Source organism: Pseudonocardia sp. (assembly GCF_035305885.1).
Taxonomy (GTDB): Bacteria; Actinomycetota; Actinomycetes; order Mycobacteriales; family Pseudonocardiaceae; genus Pseudonocardia.
Window position 1 is genome coordinate 30816 of the sequence record NZ_DATGOP010000152.1, and the last position, 23119, is coordinate 53934.

Genomic DNA, 23119 nt, shown 5'->3' on the forward strand with positions numbered 1-23119 from the left:
GCACGGCCGATCCGGTGACCTACTCGTCGCCCGACCCGGCCCCCAACCGGGCGTCCAGCTCCTCCAGCCGGGCCCTCGCCCTGGCCGCGCGGGACGCCGCCACCCCGACGGCGCGCGCGGAGGCCTTGGCCGCCGTCTCCGCGTCGCGGGCGGCCGTGGCGGCCTCGCGTTCCCGCTCCCGGGCCGCCTCGAGCTCGGCGGTGAGCTCGGCCACCCGCCGACGGGCCTCCTCGCGGGCGGCGACCGCCTCGTCCCGCGCGGCCTCGTCGGCGTCCTGCTTCGCCCGTGCCTCGGCCTCCTCGTCCTCCGCGGCGGCGAGCTCGTCGGCCCGCCGGTCGCGCTCGGCCTGCAGCCGTTCCAGGCGCGCCCGCCGCTCGGCGTCGTCGTCCCGGTCGGGCTCGTCGGGTCGCTCCGGTTCGGGGGACGGTGGGGGCGCCGACGAGCGGGGCGCCGACGGCACGGCCACCGCGTCCGGGTCGACCTCGGGGCCGAAACCGGTGTAGCTGAGCGTGCGGGTGAGCCGGCCGGAACGGACCTGCTCGGCGATCTCCGGGCGGGCGAGCGCGGCGTCGAGGATGCCGTGCAGCTCGCGCAGCACGCTCTCGGCCGCCGGGTCGCCCGCCTCCTGGGCGAGCCGCCCCGCCTCGCGCGCCATCGCCGCCACCAGCTGGTGGCGCTTGCTCGACAGCTGGCGCAGCGCCGGGCCGTCGAGGGTGCGCTGGGCGTCGGCGAGCCCCGGGGCGAGCGCGAGCAGCCCCTCGAGCTGTTCGGAGCGGTGCCGGGCCAGCAGGTTGGCCAGCCACGCGGCCTTGGTGGGCTTGCGCAGCCTGCCGATGGCCTTGGCCAGCCGGCGGTCGCCCCGCTCACGCGCCTCGGCGACGGCCGCGTCGCGCGCCGCGATGAACTCGTCCGGTGGCACGCCGTAGAGCTCGTCGGCGACCGTGCCCAACGCGTCGTCGACGTCGGTGGCGGGGGCGGAGTGGTCGGGCACACACCGAGCCTAGTGCGGTTTCGGGCACGAAGATCCGCACGATTGCACGTGCAACGGTTACCGTGGAGTAGCACGGACATGGCGGAGACCCCCCGGCCGCCCCGTGCCCCCCCGGCGGCCGCCTCCCCGCCCCTCGAGAGGCGGCCGCCGGCCCACCCTTCCCGGTGTGCGGGGGTGCGCACCGGCGGCACGGCGGGCAGGCTGCCGGGGATGGACCCGACCCCCGCGCTGCCACCGCCCGTGCCGCCGATGCTGGCCACGCCGGGCGATCCCCCCGCGGGCCCGGCCTGGTCGTTCGAGTTCAAGTGGGACGGCGTGCGGGCCGTCACCGGCGTGGCGGGCGAGCGGATCAGGGCGCACAGCAGGCGCGGCAACGACGTCACCGCGGCCTACCCCGAGCTCGCCGACCTCGTCGCGCTGCTCGACGGCCGCCCGGCGCTGCTCGACGGGGAGATCGTCGCGCTCGACGAGTCGGGCCGCCCCGACTTCGGCACCCTGCAGCACCGGATGCACGTGCGCTCCCCGGACCCGCAGCTGCTGGAGCGCATCCCGGTCTCCTACATCGTGTTCGACCTGCTCCACCTCGACGGCGTCCCGCTGCTGGAGGAGACCTACGACCGCAGGCGCGAGCTGCTGGAGGGGCTCGGGCTCGCCGGGTCCCGGGTGCAGGTGCCCCCGCCCGCGGTCGGCGTGAGCGGCGCGCAACTGCTCCAGGTCGCCCGCGCCCACGGCCTCGAGGGCGTGGTCGGCAAGCGGCGTGCCTCCCGCTACGAGCCCGGGCGCCGCTCGACCGCGTGGATCAAGACCGCCCTGCTGCACACCCAGGAGGTGGTGATCGGCGGCTGGACGTCCGGGGAGGGACGGCGCGCGAACAGCATCGGAGCGCTGCTGCTCGGCGCCTACGACGCGGACGGCTCGCTGCGCTACCTCGGCCACGTCGGCACCGGGTTCACCGAGGCCGCACTGCGCTCGCTGCTGCCCGAGCTGCACGCCCGCGAGCAGGCCGAGAGCCCGTTCGACGAGGAGGTGCCGCGCGACGAGGCCCGCAAGGCCCGCTGGGTGCGCCCCGAGCTGGTGGGCGAGGTCGTCTACCGGGTGCTCACCAAGGACGGCCGGCTGCGGCACGCGGCGTGGCGCGGCCTGCGCACCGACAAGGACCCGGCCGAGGCGACCATCGGGGGCGGCGCCCACGCGAGCGGGTGATCCACATTCGGGTTACTCGCCCTCACCGCGGGCAGCGGCGTGGTTACCGTTCGACAACGTCCGCTCCCGCACCACTCACGCGGATCCCGCGCGAGTCCGGCCGAGGGGAAGCCCGTGTCACCGTTCAGCCACCCGCTCCTCACCACTGCGCTCGCCGCTGCGTTGTCGTTCCCCGCGGTGTCGTTCCCCGCGGTGTCGATCCCGGTCCCCCCGATCCCCGAGCTGCCGGTGCCGGTGCCGCCGCCCGTCGCCGAGGTGCGGGTGCCCGGCCTGCCGGAGGCGATCGACCAGCCGTCGGTGCCGGAGGGGCCCGGGCGGGCGGAGGTCCCGGCCGACCTGCTCGACCTGAGCAACTGGAAGCTCACGCTCCCGACCGGTGAGCAGGGCAAGCCGAAAGAGGTGCTCTCGGCCCAGCTCGCGCGCTTCAGCGACGAGTTCTTCTCGGTGACCCCGGCCCGCGACGCGGTCGTGTTCACCGCCGAGGTCGGCGGCGTCACGACGAAGAACAGCAAGTACCCGCGCTCGGAGCTGCGGGAGATGCGCGGTGACGAGAAGGCGGCGTGGTCGAACCCCGGTGGCACGCACACGCTGGAGACCCGGCAGGCGATCCTCGCGGTGCCGAAGGTCAAGCCCGAAGTGGTGGCGGCGCAGATCCACGACGGCGACGACGACGTGCTGCAGATCCGGCTCGAGGGCGAGCGGCTCACCGTGCAGAGCGACGACGGCGAGACCGAGACCGTCCTCGACCCGGCCTACCGGCTCGGCACCCCCTACGACCTGAAGATCGTCGCCGCGGACGGGCGGATCGAGGTCTTCCACGACGGGCAGCGGAAGGCCGAGCTGCGAAAGAGCGGCACGGGCTGGTACTTCAAGGTCGGCGCCTACGTGCAGTCCAGTCCCGAGAAGGGCGACGCCGAGGGCACGCCGGGCGCGGTCGCGGTCTACTCGCTGAAGGTGACCCACACCGACTGACGGCCCGGTCGGTCCCGCCCGTCGGAGCGCTCCGGCCGGTCGTCGTCGGCGGGCGGCTCGGCGGCGGCCCACTCCTCGCGGTTCGACCCGCCCGGGCCGAGCTCGCCGGAGAGCTGGTCGGTGAGCGCCTCGTCCTCGCGCGGGCTGTGCGTGGAGCTACCGCGTTGCACCGGTGTCCTCCTTCCGGTGGGTGCTCCTGCGCCGCGTGCTGCGCAGGAGCAACAGCAACAGCGCCGCGATGACCCCGCCGACCACGAGCGGCCGGGTGCGCACGGCCTCCTCGACGACCGGCGCCGTCGCCGTGGCCTTCTGCGTGACGACCTCGCGGGTGTGGGCGAGCAGGTCGTGCACCCGCTCGCTGGTCTCGGCCCGCTTCTCGCGCAGCCGCTGAGGCACGTCGACGCGGTGGACGAGCTCCTCGACGGTGTCGCCGATCTCGGCCCGCAGCCGTTCCACGTCCCGTTCGACGATCTCGCCCCGCGCCGGGGTGCGGTCGCCGTCCGGCGCGCTCATCGGTGCACCGCGTTCCGGACCGCGGAGACGTCCTCCTGGACGCCCCGCACCGCCTGTTCGGGCACCGGGGGAGTGGCCGCGCGCAGCCGGGACCGGCCGACGAGGGCGAGCACGCCCGCGACGAGCAGCAGGACCACGCCGACGATCAGGGCGGCGAACCACACCGGGACCACGGTCGCGAGCCCGGCCACGGCGGCCGCGACCAGCGCGCCGACCCCGAACAGGGCCACCACACCACCCGCGCCGGCCAGCCCCGCCCCGGCGCCCGCGCGCTTGCCCTTCGCGGCGAGCTCGGTGCGCGCGAGGTCCAGCTCGCGGCGCACCAGCTCCGACAGCTGCGTCGACAGCCTGCGGACCAGCTCGCCGGTGGGGACGTCGGCGAGGTCACGGTGTCCGTTGGCGGACGGCGCCGACCGCTGGGCCGGCACGTCGGTCGGGTTCGTGGTCATGCCGCAGGCCTACCCCTCGACCGGGCCCCACTAACTAAACCGCGACGGCCTCCAGCTCGGCCACCGCATCGGACACGGCCATGACGCACGCCTGGCGCGCCGCCTGGGCGCCCGCGCCGTCCCGCAGCCGCTGCGCCTCCGCCCCCGGCGCGTCCAGCGCGGCGGCGAGCTCGTCCGGCCGTTCGCCGATCACCTCGACCGCGTCGGCCAGCCGTTCCAGAAGCGCCGCGAGCTCGGGGTCGCCGGGGTGGTCGGCGTGCTCGGCGAGGTTGCCGAGCAGCACGCTGACCTGGAGCACCCGTTCGCTCATCCGGCTCAGCCGGTCGACGACGTCGCGGCCGGCGAGCGGGGAGTCGGCGCGGCGGATGTGGCGCCTGCGCGGGTTCCAGCGGACGCTCTCGCGCCCGTACCAGACCGCGTCGTCGGCCCGACGGACGGCGTGGCGCAGGCCGCGGGCGTTGTCGGCCCACCAGCGGGCGTCGGCCACCGACCAGCCGTCGTGCACGGTCGCGGCCATGTCGCGCAGGTCCGCCGCCACCTCGCCGACCAGCGCCGCGACCGCGGAGTGCGCGTCGCGCAGGTGCACCGGCGGCAGCACGAGCGTGTTCACCAGCGCCCCCACGAACGCGCCGCAGAGGCTGAGCGCCACCCACCCGGCGAGGTCCCACGCGGAGGCCGCCGTGCCGTTGACCACCACGATGAGCGCGGTGATCGCGGTCCACCACCCGTCGGGCCCGAACTGCCGCCACCGGCCCACGAGCAGCCCGAGCAGGACGACCAGGCCGACGGCGACGGAGGTGGCCGGGGCGAGCAGGCCCACGACGTAGGCCAGCACCACGCCGGTCGTCACGGTGGCCGCCTGGCGCGCCGCGCCCTTCCACGATCCCCGCACGGTGCTGGTCACGGTGAGCACCGCGGCGTACGGGGCGAGGAAGGCGAGGCTGCCCGCCCACGGCGCGGTCACCAGCAGCGCGCCGACGCAGGCCAGCCCGGCCTTGACCGACTGCACCACGACCTCGCGCTCGCGGCTCGGCCTGCGCAGCACGCGCAGGCGCTCCCACACCCGCTGCCGGTAGCTCGCCACGTCCTGGTGGTGCCCCGGGGCCGGCGGGGACATGCACCGGAGTGCAGCACGCCACCCCGGGTGCGCCCGCCGGTCCACGGGGAACGACGAGCGGGCCACCGGCCGACGAGAAGCGGCCGGCGACGTTTGCTTCTCCGGGATGCGGTGGAACGTGGTGGGCATGGAGGTTTCGCCGCCCGCCCCCGGCCGCATCGAGTTCGTCCACCGCAGCTGGCCGGCGGACCCGCAGCAGCTCGCGGTGATCCGGCGGGAGCTCTCCGCCTGGCTCGCCCCGCTGCAGCTGACCGAGATGGAGGTCGCCGACGTCGTGCTCGCCGTCGACGAGGCGGCCGCCAACGCCGTGCGCCACGCCTACGGCCCCGACGAGGCCGGGGTCGTCGACCTCACGCTGTGGACCGAGGGCCCGACGGAGGGCTCTGCGGAGGGCTCGGCGGCGACGCTGTGCATCGAGGTGGTCGACCACGGCAGCTGGCGCCCGCCGTCGGAGGGCCCGACCGACGGCGGGCGCGGCATCCCGCTGATGTCGCACATGTCCGAGTCGGTGCTCATCCACTTCGACGAGCGGGGCAGCCGCGTGCTGCTGCGGCACCGGATCCCCGAGCCCGGGGCCGAGCGCGAGCACGAGGAGGCCTGACGCCGCCGAGCGGGTACCCCGGTGGTATGGAGAACCGCCGAGAAGAAGGCCGCCCGCATCGCACGCGGGCCGACTACGAGCGCGGCCTGCCCGACTACCACGACCCGACGGCCGGTGTCGGCGGAGCCGCCCCGACCTACAGCGCGCTGACGCTGCGCGCCGTGCTCGCGGTGTTCGGGCTCGTGTTCGCCGGTGGCGCGGCCTGGATCGGGTTCGCGAACGGGCTGCCGCTGCTCGGGTGGGCGATGGTCGTGGTCGCGTTGATCGCCCTCGTCGACCTGGCGTGGGTGCTGCACCGCAAGCGGCGCGGTGAACCGGGCTAGGGGTACTGCCGGGTCCCGGCGGCCGACCGCACGGCGGCGGCCTCGGCGCGCAGCCGGTCCCACAGCTGGTCGACGTGCTCGGCGCCGGTGGTGACCGACCCGATCGCCACCCGGATGACGTAGCGCCCGCCCGCCACGGTGTGGGTGAGGAACGCCTCCCCGGAGGCGTTGACCCGGTCCAGCACCGCGCGGGAGGCCGCGTCGTCGGCCTCGGGTCCGTCCCCGGTGACCACCCGCAGGCACACCAGCGCGAGCGTCGGCTCGCCCACCAGCTCGAACCCCGGGTCGGCGCGCACCTGGTCGGCGAGCTTCGCGGCCAGCGCGACGTGCTCGCGGATGTGGGCGCGCAGCCCGGACAGCCCCGCGCCGTGCACGACCGCCCACAGCTTGAGCGCCCGGAACCGGCGCCCGAGCGGCACCTGCCAGTCCCGGTAGTCGACGACCGCCCCCGATTCCGAGGCGGCGTTGCGCAGGTACTCGGGGGTGATCGACAACGCCTTCGGGAGGGCGGTGCCGTCGCGCACCCACAGCAGGCCGGCGTCGAACGCGGTGAGCAGCCACTTGTGCGCGTTCGTCGCGAAGGAGTCGGCGAGCTCGACGCCGTCGAGGAGGTGGCGGAACTCCGGGCACAGCGCGGCCACGCCCGCCCAGGCCGCGTCGACGTGCACCCACACGCCGTGCTCGCGCGCGGCCTCCGCCACCGCGCGCACCGGGTCGATCGCGCCGGTGCCCGTGGTGCCGACGGTCGGGCAGACGAGCACCGGCCGCAGCCCGGCCGCGACGTCGGCTCGCAGCGCGGCGGCGAAGGCACCCGGGTCCATCGCGAGCGTGCCGGGGGCGGTGTCGACGACCCGCAGCGCGTGCGCCCCGAGCCCCGCGACCCGCACGGCCTTGGCCAGCGACGAGTGGGTCTCGCTCGTCACGTAGACCCGTTCGGTTCCGCTGACCCCGGACTCGCGCCACCGCGGGTCGGCCCGGTTCAGCGCGGCGAGCAGCACGACGAGCGCCGCCGACGACGCCGAGTCCTGGATGCAGCCGCCCCCGCCGCCCGCGAACGTGAACGCGGGGTCGAGCCCCAACGCGCCGGCGAACGCGTCGAGCATCACCTGCTCGACCTCGGTGGCCGCGGGCGAGGTGGACCACAGCATCCCCTGCGCGCCCAGCGCGCCGGACAGCATGTCGCCGAGCAGCGAGTGCAGGGAGGCGTTGGCGGGGAAATAGCCGAAGAACCGCGGGTGCTGCCACAGGGTGCTCGCCGGCACGACGACGCGGTCGACGGTGTCGAGCAGGTCCTCCAGCGGGGCGGGGTCCTCGGGCAGCGCCGCCGGCATCCGGGCGCGCACCCAGCCCGGCTCGACGCCGGGCTGCACCGGTCGCGCCTCGAGCCCGGCGCGGTGGTCGGCGATCCAGTCGACGACGGCGTGGCCGAGCCGGCGGAACTCCTCCGGGTCGAGATCTGCGGTCACGCCGCCACGCTAACGACTCGAGTGGCAGGACTCACGTCCCGTCCTGGCAGCGGAACCGGCCGTGACGGCGCATGGTCGAACGGTGACTGGTGACCCCGGCGCGATGACGGGCCGACGCGGTGAGCGGAGCCGCCTGAGGTTGCTGCAGCTGACCGGCCTGACCAGCAGCTGCGACCGGTTCGCCCTCGCCCCGCTGATCGTGGTCATCGGCATCGACATGCGGGCGCCGCTCGTGGCCGTTCTGGCCGTCGCCAGCGCCTACTACCTCGCCTACGGGCTGATGCAACCGGTGTGGGGCCTGGTGAGCGACCGCATCGGGCGGGTGCGCGTCATGCGCATCGCGCTGCTCGGGGCGGCGCTCGCCGGGGTCGTGTCGGCCCTCGCGCCGAACCTGCTGGTCCTCGGCGTGTCCCGGACGGTCTCGGCGGCCTGCGTGGCCGCGCTGATCCCGGCCACGCTCGTGTACGTCGGCGACATGTGGCCGGCGCAGGTGCGCCAGCGCCCGCTCGCCGAGGTGCTCACCGCCTCCTCCCTCGGCACCGCGCTCGCGACCGCGGGCGCGGGCGCGGCCGCCCAGCTCGTCGGCTGGCGCGCCGTGCCGGCCGTGACCGGGGTCGCGGCCGCCGCGCTGTGGGTGGCGCTGCGCAGGCTGCCCGAGCCGGAGCGCGAACCCGCCTCCCAGAGCCCGATCGGGTCCCTGCTCGCCGTGGTGCGGGACCGGTGGGCGCTCGTCGTGCTCGTCCTGGTGCTCGTCGAAGGCGCGATCGTGCTGGGCGTGCTCACCTACCTGCCGGCCGCGGTGCAGGCGCTCGGGTCGTCGGAGGGCGTGGCCGGGCTGGTCGCCGCCTCGTTCGGGGTGGGCGCGGTCGTCCTGTCCCGCGTGGTGCGGTCGCTCGTCGGGCGCCTGTCGGCGGTGGGCCTCGCCACGGTGGGCGCGGCCATGCTCGTCGCGGGCTGGGCGCTGCCCGCGCTCACCGTCTCCCTGGTCACCGTGACCGTCGGCGGCCTGCTCGTCGGCGGGTCGTGGGCGTTCCTGCACACGACGCTGCAGAGCTGGGCCACCGAGGTCGTGCCGGGGGAGCGAGCGGCGATGATCGCGCTCTTCGCGGCGCTGCTGTTCCTGGGCGGCTCGGTCGGCACCGCGGTGCTTGCCCCGCTCGCCGACGTCGCCGCGTTCGACGCGGTGTTCCGGGTGGCCGTCGCGGTGTCCGTGCCGCTGGCGGTCGCCGCCGTGCTCGCCCGCCGCCGCTACGGCGAGCGGGGCACGATCGGTCCCGCCCCCGCCGCGGACTGACGGTGGTATGACAGGGCCCGTCGATCAACCGGGAAACGGGAGGCGGGAACGGTGGACATCACGGACGGCGTGGCGTTGGTGACGGGCGGGGCGTCCGGCCTCGGGCTCGCGACCGCGACGGCGCTGCGGGATGCGGGCGCGCGGGTGGTGATCCTCGACCTGCCGTCGTCGGCGGGCGCCGAGCGCGCCGCCGAGCTGGGCGACGGCGTGCGGTTCGCGCCCGCCGACGTGCGCAGCGAGGCCGAGGTGGCGGCGGCGTTGGACGTCGCGGAGGAGCTCGGGCCGCTGCGGGTGGCGGTCAACTGCGCCGGGATCGGGCCCGCCCACCGGACGGTCGGGCGCAGCGGCCCGTTCCCGCTCGCCGATTTCACGCGCGTGATCGAGATCAACCTGATCGGCACGTTCAACGTGGTCCGTCTGGCGGCCGAGCGGATGATGCGCCTCGACCCGGTCGGCGGCCCGGACGGCGAGGAGCGCGGCGTCATCATCAATACCGCATCGGTGGCCGCGTTCGACGGCCAGATCGGCCAGGCCGCCTATTCCGCCTCGAAGGGCGGAGTCGTGGGGATGACCCTTCCGATCGCGCGCGATCTGGCGAGCGCGCGGATCCGCGTGATGACGATCGCGCCCGGCTTGTTCAACACGCCGTTGCTCGCCGGACTGCCGGACGAGGCGCGGGCCTCGCTCGGGGCACAGGTGCCGCACCCCGCCCGACTCGGGGATCCGGCCGAGTACGCCGCGCTCGCGGCGCACATCGTTGCCAATCCGATGCTCAACGGAGAGGTCATCCGGCTCGACGGCGCAATCCGGATGGCCCCGCGCTGAGATCAGTGCGCCTTGTGGTAGGCCTCGAGGACGTTGGAGGGGATCCGGCCCCGCTCCGAGATCTTCATGCCCTGCTTCTGGGCCCATTCCCGAATCGCCTGGTTGAGCTCGCGGTCGGTGGTGGGCCGGGACGCGGTCGAGCCACCCGAACGGCGGCGTCCACTCGTGCGACGAGCTGCGGAAATGAAGGGCGCCAGCGCCTCGCGCAACTTGGCACTATTGGCCGCGGACAGGTCGATCTCGTAGGACTTACCCTCGAAGGCGAACTCGATCTGCTCGTCGGCGACGCTGCCGTCCAGGTCGTCGACCAGGGTGACGGTCGTCTGCTTGGCCACTGGTGCTGCCTTTCCGAACTGCTCCGGGTACGCCAGGACGCCCGCAGGGTGGTCATCCGGCGATGGAGAACGGTGGGAACTGATTTCGCGCACGATGATAAAGGAGCCCGGTGCGCATTGTCGATCCGGGGCCGATCCGTGGGCCGCAGCAGCGGGAATGGGAGCGGGCGGACCGGAATGCGACCGCTCAGCGGCGCCGCCGGGGCGGGCTTCACGCGGATCTCACCGTCCCTCCGGAAGCCGCTCCGGATCCGGATCCCCACCCGTGCAGAACCGTCGCCGTGCGGGCGGTCCCGCCCGGCGAACGAGGGGTGAAAACGCAGTTCGAGATGCGTGGCCCGGCGCGGCGGTATGCGCTCACCGAACCGGCGTTCTCGGGCAGTTCCGGCGGGGCGCGGTTCAGCGGGACGAACCGGCCGACCCCGCGGGCGGTGCGGCGGTGGGCGGAATCGGCGCCGCCTCGTCCGCGGCGGGCTCGGCGGCCGCGGCCTCGTCGGCCGGGCAGACCCATTCGCAGCGGGTGTGGTCCCAGTAGCAGCGCTGGTCGTGCCGGTGCCAGGGCTCGGCGGGGAAGCTCGTGCACATGATCGGTCCCTTCGACGGCCCCCTCCGGGTCGGCAGGGCTCGATCCGACGGCCGCGGGTGTTACCGCGAGCGCCGGCGGCGGGAGATAGTGACGCCATGGATGGGGCAACCGAGCTCTCCTTCGAGCCGCTGACGCCGGTGTCGTACCTGGACCGGGCCGCCGCCGCGCACGGCGACCGGGTCGCCGTCGTCGACGGGGACCTCCGCTTCACCTATGCGGAGCTGCACGAGCGGTGCCGCCGGCTCGCCGGGGCACTGGCGCCCCTCGCGGCGGGCCGCCCGGTGGCGGTGCTGGCGCCGAACACGCACGTGCTGCTGGAGGCGCATTTCGGGGTGCCGTGGGCAGGCGTGCCGCTGGTGGCGATCAACACCCGGCTGGCGGCGGGCGAGGTCGCCTACATCCTCGAGCACGCGCAAGCCGCGGTGCTGGTGCACGACCCGGCCTTCGACGAGCTCGTGAACGAGGCGGTGGCGGGGCTCGCCGCGCCGCCGCGGCGCGTGCGGGCGGGGGAGGACTACGAGGCGCTCCTGGCCGGGGCGACGCCCAGCGCGGTGCGGCCGACCGATGAGCGGGCGTTGTTGTCGATCAACTACACGTCGGGGACGACGGGGCGGCCGAAGGGGGTGATGTACCACCACCGGGGTGCGTACCTGCAGGCGTTGGCGATGGTGGCGCACACGGGGTTGTCGCCGTCGGCGGTGCACCTGTGGACGCTGCCGATGTTCCACTGCAACGGGTGGTGCTTCCCGTGGGCGGTGACCGCGGCCGCGGCCACGCACGTGTGCCTGCCGAAGGTGGATCCCGGCGAGGTGTGGCGGCTCATCCGTGAGGAGGGCGTGACCCACCTGGAGGGCGCGCCCACCGTGCTGTCGATGATCGCCTACGCCGGTGCGGCCGAACCGCTGCCGCGCACGGTCCGGGTGTCCACCGGTGGCGCGCCGCCGACCCCGGCGATCCTGCGGCGGATGGGCGAGCTGGGCTTCGACGTGACGCACCTGTACGGGCTGACCGAGACGTTCGGCCCGGCGATGATCTGCGACTGGCGCCCGGAGTGGAACGACCTCGACCCGGCTGAACAGGCGCGGCTGAAGGCCCGCCAGGGCGTGGGGAACATGATCGCCTGCACCGCTCGCGTGATCGCCGACGACGGGTCCGACGTGCCCGCCGACGGCACGACGATCGGCGAGATCGCGCTGCGCGGCAACAACGTGATGCTGGGCTACTTCAAGGACCCGGAGGCGACCCGGGCGGCCGCGCCGGACGGCTGGTTCCGCACCGGCGACCTGGGGGTGCTGCACCCGGACGGGTACGTGGAGCTGCGCGACCGCAGCAAGGACGTGATCATCTCCGGCGGCGAGAACATCGCCAGTGTCGAGGTGGAGCAGGTGCTCGCCGACCACCCCGCCGTGCTCGAGGCCGCCGTGGTGGCCGCACCCGACGAGAAGTGGGGGGAGGTGCCGGTCGCGTTCGTCACCCTCCACGAGGGGGCGAACGCCACCGCCGAGGAGCTGCAGGAGCACGTGCGCGCCCGGCTGGCCCGGTTCAAGGCGCCGAAGCAGGTGGTGTTCGGCCCCCTGCCCAAGACGTCGACGGGGAAGATCCAGAAGTACGTGCTGCGCCAGCGGACGGCCGCATCGCGGAGATAGTGCCCAACAGGGTTACCCGCGGACACGCTGTGTGAAGAGACACCCCGCAAAAGGGTGGGGAGCGGCGTCCGGCAGAGTGACAGGGTGCCTGTCAGCTCCCCGCCCACCGGCGCAATGGCGTTCCGCCTCGTCGCGATCGCCGAGGCGTGCTCGTGCGTCGGCCAGCGCACCGCAGTCGTGTCCGCCCGCGTCGGCGGCGGCCGGCGACGGCCGGTCGCACCGCCCCCGACCCGTGCCCCGGTCGCCGAGCCGGAGGTCGCCTAGTGCGTGGGCGACAGGGACGCGCCGTCCCCACCCGTGGCAGGCCGCCGCCCGGTGGTCCGGGGCGGGGGCGACCGCCGAAGCCGATGGCCCCCGTCGGTCCCGGGCGCGGTTGGGTCCGCCCGGCGAACTAGGACGCGTCAGGACCGTGGCCGCGGGCCGACCGCGGCCGTGAGGGCCTGGTCGAGGTCGGCGACCAGGTCGCGCGGGTCCTCCAGGCCCACCGAGAACCGGAGGTGCCCGTAGCGGCGGAACTCCTCCGGGTAGAAGCGGGCGCGCTCGTCGTCGCCGGACACGTGCACGATGAGCGACTCGTCGTGGCCGAGCGACACCGCCGATGTGATCACCCGCAGCGCCGCGACGAACCGGTTCTGGGTGTCGGGGTCGCCCTCGACGGCGAAGGCGAGCATGCCGCCGAATCCGCCGTCGAGGGTGCGGGCGGCCAGCTCGTGCTGCGGGTGCGACCGGAGCCCGGGATAGGCCACGTAGGCCACGCGCGGGTCCTGGTCGAGGAACTCGGCCACGGCCTGCGCGTTCGCGCAGTGGGTGCGCATCCGCATCGGCAGCGTCACCGACCCGCGCATGATCAGCCAGGCGTTGAACGGGCTGATCGCGCCGCCGACGTTCACCATCGCCTGCTCGCGCACGGCCTCGACCAGCGCCGTGCCGGCCTCGCCCGCGCCGATGACCGCGCCGCCCATCGCGTCGCCGTGGCCGTTGATGTACTTCGTGAGCGAGTGCACGACCACGTCGGCGCCGAGCGTGAGCGGGCGCTGCAGCACCGGCGTGGCGAAGGTGGCGTCCACCGACAGCAGCGCGCCCGCGGCGTGGGCGAGCTCGGCGACCGCCGCCACGTCGGTGATGCGGGTGGTCGGGTTGGCCGGGGTCTCGACGTGCACGAGCCGGGTCTGCGGCCGGATCGCGGCGGCCACGGCCTCCGGGTCGGAGGTGTCGACGAGCGTGGCGGTGATCCCGTACTTGTCCGGCAGCAGCTCGGTGAGCAGCCGGTAGGTGCCGACGTAGGTGGTGTCGGACGAGACGACGTGGTCGCCGGAGCGCAGCGCCGCGAAGAACACCGCGTGGATGGCCGCCATCCCGCTGGCGAGCGCGACCGCGGTGGTGCCGCCGTCGAGCGCGGCGAGCTTGGCCTCCAGCCACTTCTGGTTGGCCCCGCCGTTGCGGGTGTAGAGCGGCGTTCCCGTGCCCGACCAGGACAGCTCCGACGGGTCCTCGGGCAGGGCGTAGGAGTTGGCCATCACGAGCGGCCTGCGGATCGCCCCGGTCCCGGCGTCGACGGCGTTGCCCGCGTGCACGGCGAGGGTGGCGAGGTGGGGGGAGTTCGACACGAACCCTTCCTAGAGCGCCGACCCGAGCGCCCGGTAGGCGGGGCGCAGCAACTCCCTCACCTCGTGGCCGCGGACCTCGATGGGGAACCGCGGCACCTGGTCGAGCAGGGCGTCGGGCGGGGTGCGGGGCCCGGCGAGGGCGCCCGGCAGCTCGCCCGCCACCCAGAACCGGTCCATGACCTCCGCGAGGTCCGTGCCGTGGGCCGGTGCGGGGACCGCGGCGCGGCGGGTGCGCAGCTCCTCCAGCAGCGCCTCGCGGTGCCGCCCGCGGATGGCGAGGATCTGGAACGGGTCGGCGTCGAAGCGCTCGGCGAGCACGTAGCAGACGGCGGCGAGGTGCTTGCAGGGCACGGCGTAGTCGGGGCAGCTGCAGTCCATCGCCAGGTCGCGGGCGTCGGACGGGAACAGCGAGAGCCCGACGTCGGCGAAGACCCGCTCGATGTCGCGGGGCATCTCGCCGTTGAGCAGGGCGGCGGCGTAGGAGGCGTCCTCGGCGAGCGCCTGGGCGACCGCGCCCCACTCCGCCTTGCCGAACGCGGGCACCCCGATGCGCACCTGGTAGGGCTGGGGCCGGGTGCCCTGCACGCGGGCGGTGGCGCCGCCCACGTCGACGTCGAGGGAGACGATCTGCCCCGCCCGGGCGTAGGTGCGCCCCCGCGAGAGCCGCCCGCCGACGCCGAGCGACTCGAGCACCGACAGGAAGCGCTGCGACCACCAGGTGCGGGCCACCGGGCCGCGGGTGTTGTTGATCTGGATGCCGCCCTCGACCTTGCGCGGCCGGGCGGGTTCGGCGTCGCGCCACCAGAACGGATCGGGGTCAGGCATCGGCCCCCTCCTGCTCGGTGTCCTCCTGGAGGGCCTCCGCGCCGAGCGTGAACAGCTCGCGCAGCGTGTCGGTGGACAGCTCCGTGAGCCAGCCCTCGCCGTCGCCGACGACCATCGATGACAGCGCCTTCTTCTTGGTGATCAGTTCGTCGATGCGCTCCTCGACGGTGCCGGGGCAGACGAACTTGCGGACCTGCACGTTGCGGCGCTGGCCGATGCGGAAGGCCCGGTCGGTGGCCTGGTTCTCCACGGCGGGGTTCCACCAGCGGTCGAGGTGGATCACGTGGTTGGCCGCGGTGAGCGTGAGCCCGGTGCCGCCCGCCTTGAGCGACAGCAGCATGATCGGCGGGCCGTCGCCGGACTGGAAGCGGGTGACCATCTCGTCGCGCCGCTTCTTCGGGGTGCCGCCGTGCAGGAACGCGACGTCGGTGTCGAAGCGCGCCGACAGGTGCGGGACGAGCATGTGGCCGAACTCGGTGAACTGGGTGAAGCAGAGCACCCGGTCGCCCTCGGCCAGGATCTCGGCGAGGATCTCCTCCAGGCGGATGATCTTGCCGGAGCGGTGCCCGATGGGCGAGCCGTCGTGCAGCAGGTGCGCGGGGTGGTTGCAGACCTGCTTGAGCTTGGCCATCGCGGCGAGCACGTTGCCCCGGCGCTCGATGCCCTCGGAGTCTGCGATCTTCTCCATCATGTCGTCGACGACCGTGCGGTAGAGCGACGCCTGCTCGCGGGTGAGCCGGTAGTGCTGGGTGATCTCGATCTTCTCCGGGAGGTCGTCGATGATCGCCGGGTCGGTCTTGACCCGCCGCAGCAGGTACGGCCGGGTGACCCGGCGCAACAGGGCCGCGGCGTCGGCGTTGCCGTGGCGCTCGACGGGGATGGCGTAGCGGGCGCGGAAGCTCTCGACGGACCCCAGCAGGCCGGGGTTGAGCACGTCCATGATCGACCACAGCTCGGAGAGCCGGTTCTCCACCGGGGTGCCGGTGAGCGCGACGCGGTGTTCGGCGGTGAACCGGCGGACCGCCCGCGCGTGACCGGACCGGCTGTTCTTCACCGCCTGCGCCTCGTCGAGCACGAGCCGCCGCCACTCCACCTGGGCGAGGTCATCGCCGTCGCGGGCGGCCGTGGCGTAGGTGGTGACGACGAGGTCGGCGGCGTCCACCGCGGCGAGCAGCTCCTCGCCGTGGGCGCGGCCCGCCCCGTGGTGGGCGAGCACGCGGAGGTCGGGGGCGAACCGGGCGGCCTCCCGCTGCCAGGTGCCGACGAGCGACATCGGGCAGATCAGCAGCGTGGGGCGGCGCTCGTCGGGCGGAACCCGTGCGCGCTCGTGGGCCTCCAGCGCGAGCAGCTGCACCGTCTTGCCCAGGCCCATGTCGTCGGCGAGGCAGGCGCCGAGCCCGAGCGCGGACAGGAACGCGAGCCACGACACGCCGCGCTGCTGGTAGGGGCGCAGCTGGGCGCGGAAGCCCTCCGGTGGCTCGATCGGCGTGATCGACCGCTCCGCGGTGCCCGCGAGCAGCTCGCCGATCCACCCGTCGGCGCGGATGTCGGTGACGGGCAGCGGCGGCGCCTCCGGGCCCTGGTCGTCGGGGTGGCGCTGGGCGAGCGCGAGCAGCTCGGCGGCGGTGGGCGCGCCCGTGTCGCGGCGGGCGTTGGCCCGGCGCAGGAATTCGAGCCCTTTGCGCAGGCGCTCGACGTCGACGCTCACCCACCGGCCGCGCAGCCGCACGAGCGGCGCCTTGGTGGCGACGAGGTCGCTGATCTCCTCCTCCGACAGCTCCTCGTCGCCCACCGAGATCGACCAGCGGAACTCCGCCAGCTGCTCGCGGCCCAGCCCGCTGCGGGTGAGCACCCGGTCGGCCGGCGTGCTGCGGGCCGACAGGGTGAGCCCCACCCGGCGGGCGCCGTCCCACCCGCGGGGCAGCTGCACCCCGAACCCGGCCTCGACGAGCATCGCGGCGCGGGTGGTGAGGAACTCGTGGGCGTCGTCGACGGTGAGGTCGAGCCGGCCGGGCCGGGCCTGCCGCAGCGCCCTGGCCAGCGCCGGGTAGACGAGCGCCGCCCGCCCCAGCTCGGCGAGCAGCAGCTCCTGCGGCGAGTCGAGCAGCCGCTCGGCGGCGCCCGCCCACACCTGTTCGGCGGGCACGAGCAGGCTCGGGTCGGACGTGGACTGCAGCAGGAACTCCAGCACCCACCGCGTGCCGTCGCCGGTCTGGTCGAGCAGGTCGGGCTCGGGGTCGGACGGGTCGTGCAGCGTGCTGACCTCCGACAGCCGGAAGCAGGCCCTGCCCTCGCCGGTGGTGTCCGCGCCGAACTCGTCCCAGGAGGCGACGGCCTCCTCCAGCGCCGACAGTTCGGAAGCGGGGACGGCGGTGTCGAGGCGCCCGTCGGCGGTCTGCAGGGCGGCGAGCCAGGCCTCCGCGGCGGGCGGCGCCGCGGGACCGGCAGCGGGCCGGGGCGCGAGGAGCTCGACCGGCTGCGGCGCGCGGGCGAGCCGGTCGCGCACCGCGGCGTCGGTGAGCGCCTCGAGCGCGTCGGCCATCAGCTCGTGCGGGTCGGGCCCCGCGTCGGGAGCGATCGCCTCCGCCCGCCCGACCGGCGGCAGCGCGGCGACGAGCGCGTCGAACGCGACGGCGTCGAGCCCCTGCACCACGGGCCGCCACCGGGCGTGGGCGTGGCCGCCGTGGCGCCGCAGCGTGGGCAGCACCCGGCCGCGGGCGGCGAGGTCGGCGGCGAGCGCGGCCACCGCGCGCAGGTGGGCGACCGTCGCACCGTAGCGCGCCTCGTCGGCCGGGTCCTCCAGCTCGGCGGCGTCGACGACCAGCGCGGGCACCGTCCACGCGCGCAGCACCGGCCCGCCGCGCGGCGGCGCGGACCGGCCCCGGCTGCGCACCAGCTCCGGCGAGGCGAGCGGCCCGCCGGGGCGGGAGGGGAGCAGCAGCGTGGCGGTGGCGGGCTTGCCCGGGTGCAGCGCCGCCAGCGCGGACACCGGCGCCGCGAACGGGTGGGGCCGGGCGGCGCGCGAGGACCGGCTCGAGGTGCTCGCGGGACGTTCGCCGTCCTCGGCCCACAGCAGCACCCCGCGGCCGGGGGACCAGAGGGCGTGGACGGCGAGCACGGGATCAGGCTACGGAGGGTCCCCGACAACCGGGGGTGGTGGGCGCGGCGTGGCCGCAGGTGGGTTGTGTCGTACGCGGCGCCGCCGGCGGGCGGTGCCTCGGGGGGCGACTCCCACATGTGCTTCACACACCGCCGGCGGTCCGTGACGTGCCCTCGGGATGCGCGAACCCACGACAGGGTTGGGGCCGGGCCGCGGCATCGAGGGCGCGGCGGAGCGCGGACAAGGCAAAGGCCCGCCGGCGGGGCCGGCGGGCCGCGGGTGCGGACCGGGCGAGCGGTCGTCAGGCGGCGATCGCCTTCGGGGCGCTCGCGTTGATCTCGATGCGGCGCGGCTTGGCCTGCTCCATCACCGGGATCCGCAGCGTCAGCACGCCCGCGTCGTAGCTCGCCTCGATCCGCTCGGTGTCCAGGCCCTCCCCGAGGAAGAGCTGGCGCGTGATCGAGCCGTAGGGCCGCTCGGAGACCAGCGTCTCGACGCCGTCCGGCAGCTTCTGGGTCCGCTCGGCCTTCAGCGTGAGCACGTCACGCTCGACGCTCAGGTCGATCGAACCCGGGTCGATGCCGGGCAGGTCGAAGTGGACGACGAACTGGTCACCGTCGCGGTAGGCCTCCATCGGCGCCATCGCGCTGCGCGAGTTCGCGCCGAAGTGGTCGAAGACCTGCTGGGTGAACCTCTCCAGCTCGTAGAACGGGTCGGTGCGCATCAGCATCCGCTCATCGCCTCCTTCCTGCACGTCCGGTCCGGCATCCCCGACCGCCGGATCCGTCATCTACAACGGCGACTGCAGACTTTCTGTTCCCAGGGAGGCAGGAAACCGGCAGCAGCGGGTGTGATTCAGGCCGGGCGCGAGGCGGCGAGGAAGCGGCGGACCGCCTCGCGGGCGCCGTCGACGATCTCCGGGCCGTGGGTGAAGCCGACCCGGTCGTAGTCGAGCTCGCCCAGCACGTGCGCGGTGCGCTTGGTCATCCGGAAGTCGCTGCAGACGAACCGGGGCGGGTAGCGCAGGCCGAACGCGTTGAAGATCGCGTCGCCGGTGATCAGCGTGCGGGTGGGCTCGTGCAGCAGCGAGATGTGCCCGGGCGTGTGGCCGGGGGTGGCCACGACGCGCAGCCCGCCCGCGACGTCGAGCACCTGGCCGTCGGTGAGCCGCTCGCCGACCGCCACCGGCGGGAACCGCCCGTTCTGCAGCCGCGCGATGATCCGGCCCGCCAGGGTGGTGCGGTCGCCGGGCGGGGCCTGCCCCGACTCGACGAACCCGGCGTCCTCGCCGTGCACGGCCACCGGGGCGCCGGTGCGGGCCGCCATGTCCATCGCCCCGCCCGCGTGGTCGGGGTGGGCGTGGGTGAGCACGATGCGCTGCACGTCGGCGGGGTGCTTGCCGAGCGCGGCCAGCCCGGCGACGATCCGCGCGGGCGCCCGCTGGACGCCGGTGTCGACGAGCGTGACCGACCCGTCGTCGTCGAGCAGCGCGAACGAGTTGACCGCCCACGAGCCTACGGTCGGGATGCGGAAGACACCCGGCGCGACGGCGACCGCTGGGGGAGGGGCCATGCGACCCGAGCGTAGCCGCCCGGCGGGCCCGCGCCAGACTGCGCGGGATGCCCGCTCTGCCCCCGTCCGCGCAGCGGTCCCGGCTCGCCACCGCCCCCGTGGCCCGGCTCGCGACGCTGCGCCCCGACGGCTCCCCGCGCCTGGTGCCGATCACGTTCGCGCTGCTGGACGACGTGATCTGCTCCGCGGTGGACGAGGTCAAGCCGAAGACGACCACCCGGCTCGCCCGCCTCGCCGACGTCGAGCGCGATCCGCGGGTCGGGATCGTCGTGGACCACTACGCCGACGACTGGTCGACGCTGTGGTGGGTCCGGGTGGACGGCACGGCCGCGGTGCACACCGGTGGGCCGTTGCGCGAGCGGGCCGTGCGGGCGCTCGTCGCCAAGTACCCGCAGTACGCGGCGGCCCCGCCGGCGGGCCCGGTCCTCGTCGTCACGCCGACCCGCTGGACGGGCTGGTCCGCCGGCCCCGTCGACCAGTGATGAAACCTTTCACGACCCGCCGCCGCGATCACCGGTGATCGCACGGGGGCTTGACGCACGTCACATGCACCCTTAGGGTCGCCGCAACGTCTGAAACGTTTAAATTCCCGTCCGACAAAGAGGTCCAGATGAGGAAGCACAGCTCCCCGCGTCTTCTCGCGCGGACGATCGCGCTCGCGGCAGGTGCCGCGATGGCCCTCGCCGGCTGCAGCGCCGGCAGCCTCGGTTCCAGCAGTGGCGACGGGGTCCTCCTGACCTTCCTCGTCTCCAGCAACCAGAGCACCGTGAGCGCCGCCGAGGCGTTGGCCGAGGCGTTCATGCAGCAGAACCCGGACATCACCGTGGAGGTCGAGACCCGTCCCGGCGGGTCGGAGGGCGACAACATCGTCAAGACCCGGCTCGCCACCGGCGACATGAGCGAGGTGTTCCTCTACAACTCCGGCTCGCTGTTCCAGGCCATCGGCCCCGAGCAGAACCTCACGCCGGTCACCGACCAGCCGTGGGTCGGCGCGCTCGAGGAGAACTTCAAGCGGGTCGTGTCGGTCGGCGACCAGGTCTACGGCGCTCCCTTCGGCCCGCAGCTCACCGGCGCGGTCCTCTACAACAAGCGCATCTACGCCGACCTCGGCCTCGAGGTCCCGCGCACGTGGGACGAGTTCATGGCCAACAACACCGCGATCAAGGCGGCGGGCATCGACCCGGTCATCCAGACCTACGGCGACACCTACACCTCGCAGCTGTTCGTGCTCGGCGACTTCCACAACGTCGCCGCCGCCGAACCCGACTTCGCCGAGCGCTACACCGCCGGCGAGGCCAAGTTCGCGACCTCCCCGGCCGCGCTGAAGGGCTGGCAGCACCTGCAGGAGCTGCACGACCTCGGCTACTACAACGAGGACTTCCCCACCGCCAAGATGGAGGAGGGGATGCGCAAGCTCGGCGACGGCGAGGGCGCGCACTACCCGATGCTGTCCAACGGCATCTCGGCGCTGGCCGTCGCCTCGCCCGAGGGCGCCACCGACATCGGCATCTTCCCGATCCCGGGCGACGACCCCGCGCGGAACGGGCTCACGGTCTGGTCGCCCGACGGCGTGTACATCCCGAAGACCACCGAGGGCGCCGAGCTCGAGGCGGCCAAGCGGCTCCTGGCGTTCATCGCGAGCCCCGCCGGCTGCGCCGCACAGGCGGCGGGCTCCATGCCCACCGGCCCGTACGCGGTGGACGGGTGCACGCTGCCCGCCGACGTCCTGCCCGCCACCAAGGACTTCCAGACCTACTACGACGCCGGGGCCTACAGCCCGGCGCTCGAGTTCCTGTCCCCGATCAAGGGCCCGGCGCTCGAGCAGATCACCGTCGAGGTCGGCTCCGGCATCCGCTCCGCCGTCGACGGCGCCGCCCTCTACGACGAGGACGTCCGCAAGCAGGCGCTGCAGCTCGGGCTGCCCGGGTGGGACTAGTGACCCTCACGACCACGACGAGCGCCGCCGCCCCGCCGGGGGCGGCGGCCGCCCCGCCGGCCGGTCGTCGGCCGCGCAGCCCATACCCCACCTGGTTCTACCTGCCGGCCGCGATCCTCTACACGATCTTCTTCCTGGTCCCGACGTTCGCCTCGTTCTACTTCAGCCTCACCCGCTGGAGCCTGTTCGAGTTCGAGTTCATCGGGCTGGAGAACTTCGTCCAGTTCTTCCGGGAACCGGCCCTGGTCACCGGGTTGACCAACACGATCATCTACGGGGTCGTGACCTCGGGCCTCAAGGTCGTGCTCGGGCTGCTGTTCGGCGTGCTGCTGACCTCGCAGATCATCGCCCGCGGGTTCCTGCGTTCCGTGGTGTTCTTCCCGGTGCTGGTCAGCACGATCGGCGTCGGGATCACCTTCCAGGTGCTGATGGACCCGTTCGGGGGGCCGATCAACGAGGCGCTCGCCGCCATCGGGATCCCGGGGCCGGGGTGGCTCACCGACCCGTCGCTCGCGCTGCTGTCGGTCGCGCTGGTCGACGTGTGGAAGGGGGTCGGGCTCGCCACCGTCATCTACATGGCCGGGATCGTGTCGATCCCGCAGGAGTACTTCGAGGCCGCGCGCGTCGACGGCGCCGGGCCGCTGCACCAGTTCCGGCACGTGCTGCTCCCGCTGGCCCGGCCCGCCACCGTCACCGTGATCATCCTGTCGCTGATCGGCGGCCTGCGGTCGTTCGACCTGATCTGGGCGATGACCCGCGGCGGGCCCGGCTTCACCTCCGACGTCATCGCGTCGGTGATCTACAAGCAGTACCAGGCCGGCTTCTACGGCCTGTCCACCGCCGGGAACGTCCTGCTGTTCGTCCTGGTCACCGCGATCGTCCTGCCGCTCTCGCGGTTCCTCAACCGCAAGGAGGTGGAGCTGTGAGGACCGCGACCCGCTACTGGCTCGGCACGGCGGCGATCGTCGTGTTCGCCGTCGTGTTCATCGTCCCGTTCCTCTTCATCGTCCTCACGGCGATGAAGGACCAACAGGAGGCGGGCCAGCTGGAGTTCACCTGGCCGTCGCAGATCGCGCTGCTGGACAACCTGCGGGAGGCCCTCCAGGCGCGGGACTACATCCTGATCATCGCCTTCATCAACAGCACTATCCTCACGGTCACGAGCGTCGCGCTGATGGTGGTCCTCGCGGCGATGGTCGGGTTCGTGCTGCAGCGCCGCGCCACCCGCTGGTCGGGCTTCATCAACTTCCTCGTGCTGTCCGGGTTGATCATCCCGCCCGCGGTGGTGCCCACCATCTGGGTGCTGCAGGGGCTGGGGCTGTTCCGGACCATGCCGGGGCTGATCCTCGTCGAGGTCGCCTACGGGCTGTCGTTCTCGATCCTGCTGTTCCGGGCGTTCATCGCCACGGTGCCCCGTGAGCTGGACGAGGCGGCGATCATCGACGGCGCCGGCCCGCTGCGGCTGTTCTTCCGCGTCGTGTTCCCGCTGCTGCGCCCGGTGGCGGTCACGGTGATCGTCGTGCAGTCGGTGGTGGTGTTCAACGACTTCACCCACCCGCTGTACTTCCTGCCCGGCGAGCACAACGCCACCGTGCAGCTCACGCTCTACAACTTCCAGAGCCAGTACGAGACCCAGTACAACCTGCTGTTCACCAACATCCTGCTCATCACCATCCCGCCGCTGGTGATGTTCCTGTTCTTCAACCGCCAGATCGTCGCCGGGATGACCGCCGGCGCCATCAAGGGCTGAAAAGACCC

The 23119-nt window shown here is 74.1% G+C and carries 25 protein-coding genes; 12 read left to right on the forward strand and 13 right to left on the reverse strand.

Going from position 1 to position 23119, the window contains the following annotated elements; genetic code table 11:
* Positions 1–19: 19 nt before the first annotated feature.
* Positions 20–991, reverse strand: a complete 972-nt coding sequence (locus VKZ81_RS33855) for a hypothetical protein (protein ID WP_324245840.1) — start codon at positions 989–991, stop codon at positions 20–22.
* Positions 992–1201: 210 nt separating this feature from the next.
* Between VKZ81_RS33855 and ligD the strand changes: the two genes are divergently transcribed.
* Positions 1202–2194, forward strand: a complete 993-nt coding sequence (gene ligD, locus VKZ81_RS33860; protein WP_324245841.1) for a non-homologous end-joining DNA ligase — start codon at positions 1202–1204, stop codon at positions 2192–2194.
* Positions 2195–2308: 114 nt separating this feature from the next.
* Positions 2309–3166 carry a polysaccharide lyase family 7 protein gene (locus VKZ81_RS33865; protein WP_324245842.1) on the forward strand — a complete coding sequence of 286 codons (858 nt, stop codon included), beginning with the start codon at positions 2309–2311 and terminating at the stop codon, positions 3164–3166.
* On the opposite strand, the gene VKZ81_RS33870 is transcribed toward VKZ81_RS33865, so the two are convergent.
* The 4 genes from VKZ81_RS33870 to VKZ81_RS33885 are packed head-to-tail and all read right to left on the reverse strand — an operon-like array spanning position 3136 to position 5245.
* Positions 3136–3336, reverse strand: coding sequence for a hypothetical protein (locus VKZ81_RS33870; RefSeq protein ID WP_324245843.1), 201 nt, complete (start codon positions 3334–3336; stop codon positions 3136–3138). The genes VKZ81_RS33865 and VKZ81_RS33870 overlap by 31 nt on opposite strands.
* Positions 3323–3679: a DUF3618 domain-containing protein gene (locus VKZ81_RS33875; RefSeq protein ID WP_324245844.1), complete on the reverse strand. Its 357-nt coding sequence runs from the start codon at positions 3677–3679 to the stop codon at positions 3323–3325. The genes VKZ81_RS33870 and VKZ81_RS33875 overlap by 14 nt, the downstream gene beginning before the upstream one ends.
* Positions 3676–4128: a phage holin family protein gene (locus tag VKZ81_RS33880; protein ID WP_324245845.1), complete on the reverse strand. Its 453-nt coding sequence runs from the start codon at positions 4126–4128 to the stop codon at positions 3676–3678. The genes VKZ81_RS33875 and VKZ81_RS33880 overlap by 4 nt, the downstream gene beginning before the upstream one ends.
* Before the next feature lie 34 nt (positions 4129–4162).
* A complete protein-coding gene (locus VKZ81_RS33885; RefSeq protein WP_324245846.1) occupies positions 4163–5245 on the reverse strand; it encodes an FUSC family protein in 1083 nt (360 codons plus the stop codon).
* 127 nt (positions 5246–5372) lie between these two features.
* On the opposite strand from VKZ81_RS33885, the gene VKZ81_RS33890 reads away from it, so the two are divergent.
* Both VKZ81_RS33890 and VKZ81_RS33895 read left to right on the forward strand, forming a co-directional pair.
* Positions 5373–5846 carry an ATP-binding protein gene (locus VKZ81_RS33890; protein WP_324245847.1) on the forward strand — a complete coding sequence of 158 codons (474 nt, stop codon included), beginning with the start codon at positions 5373–5375 and terminating at the stop codon, positions 5844–5846.
* 26 nt (positions 5847–5872) lie between these two features.
* Positions 5873–6169 (forward strand): DUF6343 family protein, encoded by a 297-nt coding sequence (locus tag VKZ81_RS33895; protein WP_324245848.1) that lies wholly within the window; start codon positions 5873–5875, stop codon positions 6167–6169.
* Here the strand turns inward: VKZ81_RS33895 and VKZ81_RS33900 are convergent.
* The gene (locus tag VKZ81_RS33900; protein WP_324245849.1) at positions 6166–7635 is read right to left on the reverse strand and encodes a pyridoxal phosphate-dependent decarboxylase family protein; all 1470 of its coding nucleotides are present in this window, start codon (positions 7633–7635) and stop codon (positions 6166–6168) included. The genes VKZ81_RS33895 and VKZ81_RS33900 overlap by 4 nt on opposite strands.
* Before the next feature lie 82 nt (positions 7636–7717).
* Here VKZ81_RS33900 and VKZ81_RS33905 point away from each other — a divergent pair, with 82 nt between their 5' ends.
* Positions 7718–8929 (forward strand): MFS transporter, encoded by a 1212-nt coding sequence (locus VKZ81_RS33905; protein WP_324245850.1) that lies wholly within the window; start codon positions 7718–7720, stop codon positions 8927–8929.
* 51 nt (positions 8930–8980) lie between these two features.
* Positions 8981–9754 carry a 3-hydroxyacyl-CoA dehydrogenase gene (locus VKZ81_RS33910; RefSeq protein ID WP_324245851.1) on the forward strand — a complete coding sequence of 258 codons (774 nt, stop codon included), beginning with the start codon at positions 8981–8983 and terminating at the stop codon, positions 9752–9754.
* Positions 9755–9756: 2 nt separating this feature from the next.
* Here VKZ81_RS33910 and VKZ81_RS33915 read toward each other — a convergent pair whose 3' ends face one another.
* Positions 9757–10089 (reverse strand): histone-like nucleoid-structuring protein Lsr2, encoded by a 333-nt coding sequence (locus VKZ81_RS33915; RefSeq protein ID WP_324245852.1) that lies wholly within the window; start codon positions 10087–10089, stop codon positions 9757–9759.
* 399 nt (positions 10090–10488) lie between these two features.
* Positions 10489–10674, reverse strand: a complete 186-nt coding sequence (locus tag VKZ81_RS33920; protein WP_324245853.1) for a hypothetical protein — start codon at positions 10672–10674, stop codon at positions 10489–10491.
* 96 nt (positions 10675–10770) lie between these two features.
* Between VKZ81_RS33920 and VKZ81_RS33925 the strand changes: the two genes are divergently transcribed.
* Both VKZ81_RS33925 and VKZ81_RS33930 read left to right on the forward strand, forming a co-directional pair.
* Entirely contained in the window at positions 10771–12321 is a 1551-nt protein-coding gene (locus VKZ81_RS33925; protein ID WP_324245854.1) for an AMP-binding protein, read from the forward strand.
* A gap of 84 nt (positions 12322–12405) precedes the next feature.
* A complete protein-coding gene (locus VKZ81_RS33930) occupies positions 12406–12585 on the forward strand; it encodes a hypothetical protein (protein WP_324245855.1) in 180 nt (59 codons plus the stop codon).
* 137 nt (positions 12586–12722) lie between these two features.
* On the opposite strand, the gene VKZ81_RS33935 is transcribed toward VKZ81_RS33930, so the two are convergent.
* The 5 genes from VKZ81_RS33935 to VKZ81_RS33955 all read right to left on the reverse strand — a co-directional run bounded on the left by VKZ81_RS33935 (position 12723) and on the right by VKZ81_RS33955 (position 19425).
* Positions 12723–13928, reverse strand: coding sequence for a trans-sulfuration enzyme family protein (locus VKZ81_RS33935; protein ID WP_324245856.1), 1206 nt, complete (start codon positions 13926–13928; stop codon positions 12723–12725).
* 9 nt (positions 13929–13937) lie between these two features.
* Complete coding sequence (locus VKZ81_RS33940; protein ID WP_324245857.1) at positions 13938–14753, reverse strand: SWIM zinc finger family protein; 816 nt, start codon at positions 14751–14753, stop codon at positions 13938–13940.
* Positions 14746–17871 carry a DEAD/DEAH box helicase gene (locus VKZ81_RS33945; protein WP_324245858.1) on the reverse strand — a complete coding sequence of 1042 codons (3126 nt, stop codon included), beginning with the start codon at positions 17869–17871 and terminating at the stop codon, positions 14746–14748. Before VKZ81_RS33945 ends, VKZ81_RS33940 begins: the two co-directional genes overlap by 8 nt.
* Before the next feature lie 283 nt (positions 17872–18154).
* Complete coding sequence (locus tag VKZ81_RS33950) at positions 18155–18583, reverse strand: Hsp20/alpha crystallin family protein (protein ID WP_324245859.1); 429 nt, start codon at positions 18581–18583, stop codon at positions 18155–18157.
* Positions 18584–18708: 125 nt separating this feature from the next.
* On the reverse strand, positions 18709–19425 hold the full coding sequence (locus tag VKZ81_RS33955; protein WP_324245860.1) for an MBL fold metallo-hydrolase: 717 nt from the start codon (positions 19423–19425) through the stop codon (positions 18709–18711).
* 47 nt (positions 19426–19472) lie between these two features.
* Between VKZ81_RS33955 and VKZ81_RS33960 the strand changes: the two genes are divergently transcribed.
* From VKZ81_RS33960 to VKZ81_RS33975, 4 genes are all read left to right on the forward strand, one after another.
* Positions 19473–19907: a TIGR03668 family PPOX class F420-dependent oxidoreductase gene (locus VKZ81_RS33960; protein ID WP_324245861.1), complete on the forward strand. Its 435-nt coding sequence runs from the start codon at positions 19473–19475 to the stop codon at positions 19905–19907.
* A 128-nt stretch (positions 19908–20035) separates the two neighbouring features.
* Entirely contained in the window at positions 20036–21361 is a 1326-nt protein-coding gene (locus VKZ81_RS33965) for an ABC transporter substrate-binding protein (protein WP_324245862.1), read from the forward strand.
* Positions 21361–22287, forward strand: a complete 927-nt coding sequence (locus VKZ81_RS33970) for a carbohydrate ABC transporter permease (RefSeq protein ID WP_324245863.1) — start codon at positions 21361–21363, stop codon at positions 22285–22287. Before VKZ81_RS33965 ends, VKZ81_RS33970 begins: the two co-directional genes overlap by 1 nt.
* Complete coding sequence (locus VKZ81_RS33975) at positions 22284–23111, forward strand: carbohydrate ABC transporter permease (RefSeq protein ID WP_324245864.1); 828 nt, start codon at positions 22284–22286, stop codon at positions 23109–23111. Before VKZ81_RS33970 ends, VKZ81_RS33975 begins: the two co-directional genes overlap by 4 nt.
* Positions 23112–23119: the final 8 nt, after the last annotated feature.

Excerpts from the sequence above, each read along its gene's own strand:
- VKZ81_RS33960 (WP_324245861.1), top strand. The coding sequence starts at position 19,473 with ATGCCCGCTCTGCCCCCGTCCGCGCAGCGGTCCCGGCTCGCCACCGCC.
- VKZ81_RS33875 (WP_324245844.1), bottom strand. The coding sequence starts at position 3,679 with ATGAGCGCGCCGGACGGCGACCGCACCCCGGCGCGGGGCGAGATCGTC.
- VKZ81_RS33890 (WP_324245847.1), top strand. The coding sequence starts at position 5,373 with ATGGAGGTTTCGCCGCCCGCCCCCGGCCGCATCGAGTTCGTCCACCGC.
- VKZ81_RS33880 (WP_324245845.1), bottom strand. The coding sequence starts at position 4,128 with ATGACCACGAACCCGACCGACGTGCCGGCCCAGCGGTCGGCGCCGTCC.
- VKZ81_RS33925 (WP_324245854.1), top strand. The coding sequence starts at position 10,771 with ATGGATGGGGCAACCGAGCTCTCCTTCGAGCCGCTGACGCCGGTGTCG.
- VKZ81_RS33965 (WP_324245862.1), top strand. The coding sequence starts at position 20,036 with ATGAGGAAGCACAGCTCCCCGCGTCTTCTCGCGCGGACGATCGCGCTC.
- VKZ81_RS33955 (WP_324245860.1), bottom strand. The coding sequence starts at position 19,425 with ATGGCCCCTCCCCCAGCGGTCGCCGTCGCGCCGGGTGTCTTCCGCATC.
- VKZ81_RS33895 (WP_324245848.1), top strand. The coding sequence starts at position 5,873 with ATGGAGAACCGCCGAGAAGAAGGCCGCCCGCATCGCACGCGGGCCGAC.
- VKZ81_RS33950 (WP_324245859.1), bottom strand. The coding sequence starts at position 18,583 with ATGCTGATGCGCACCGACCCGTTCTACGAGCTGGAGAGGTTCACCCAG.
- VKZ81_RS33920 (WP_324245853.1), bottom strand. The coding sequence starts at position 10,674 with ATGTGCACGAGCTTCCCCGCCGAGCCCTGGCACCGGCACGACCAGCGC.
- VKZ81_RS33940 (WP_324245857.1), bottom strand. The coding sequence starts at position 14,753 with ATGCCTGACCCCGATCCGTTCTGGTGGCGCGACGCCGAACCCGCCCGG.
- ligD (WP_324245841.1), top strand. The coding sequence starts at position 1,202 with ATGGACCCGACCCCCGCGCTGCCACCGCCCGTGCCGCCGATGCTGGCC.
- VKZ81_RS33885 (WP_324245846.1), bottom strand. The coding sequence starts at position 5,245 with ATGTCCCCGCCGGCCCCGGGGCACCACCAGGACGTGGCGAGCTACCGG.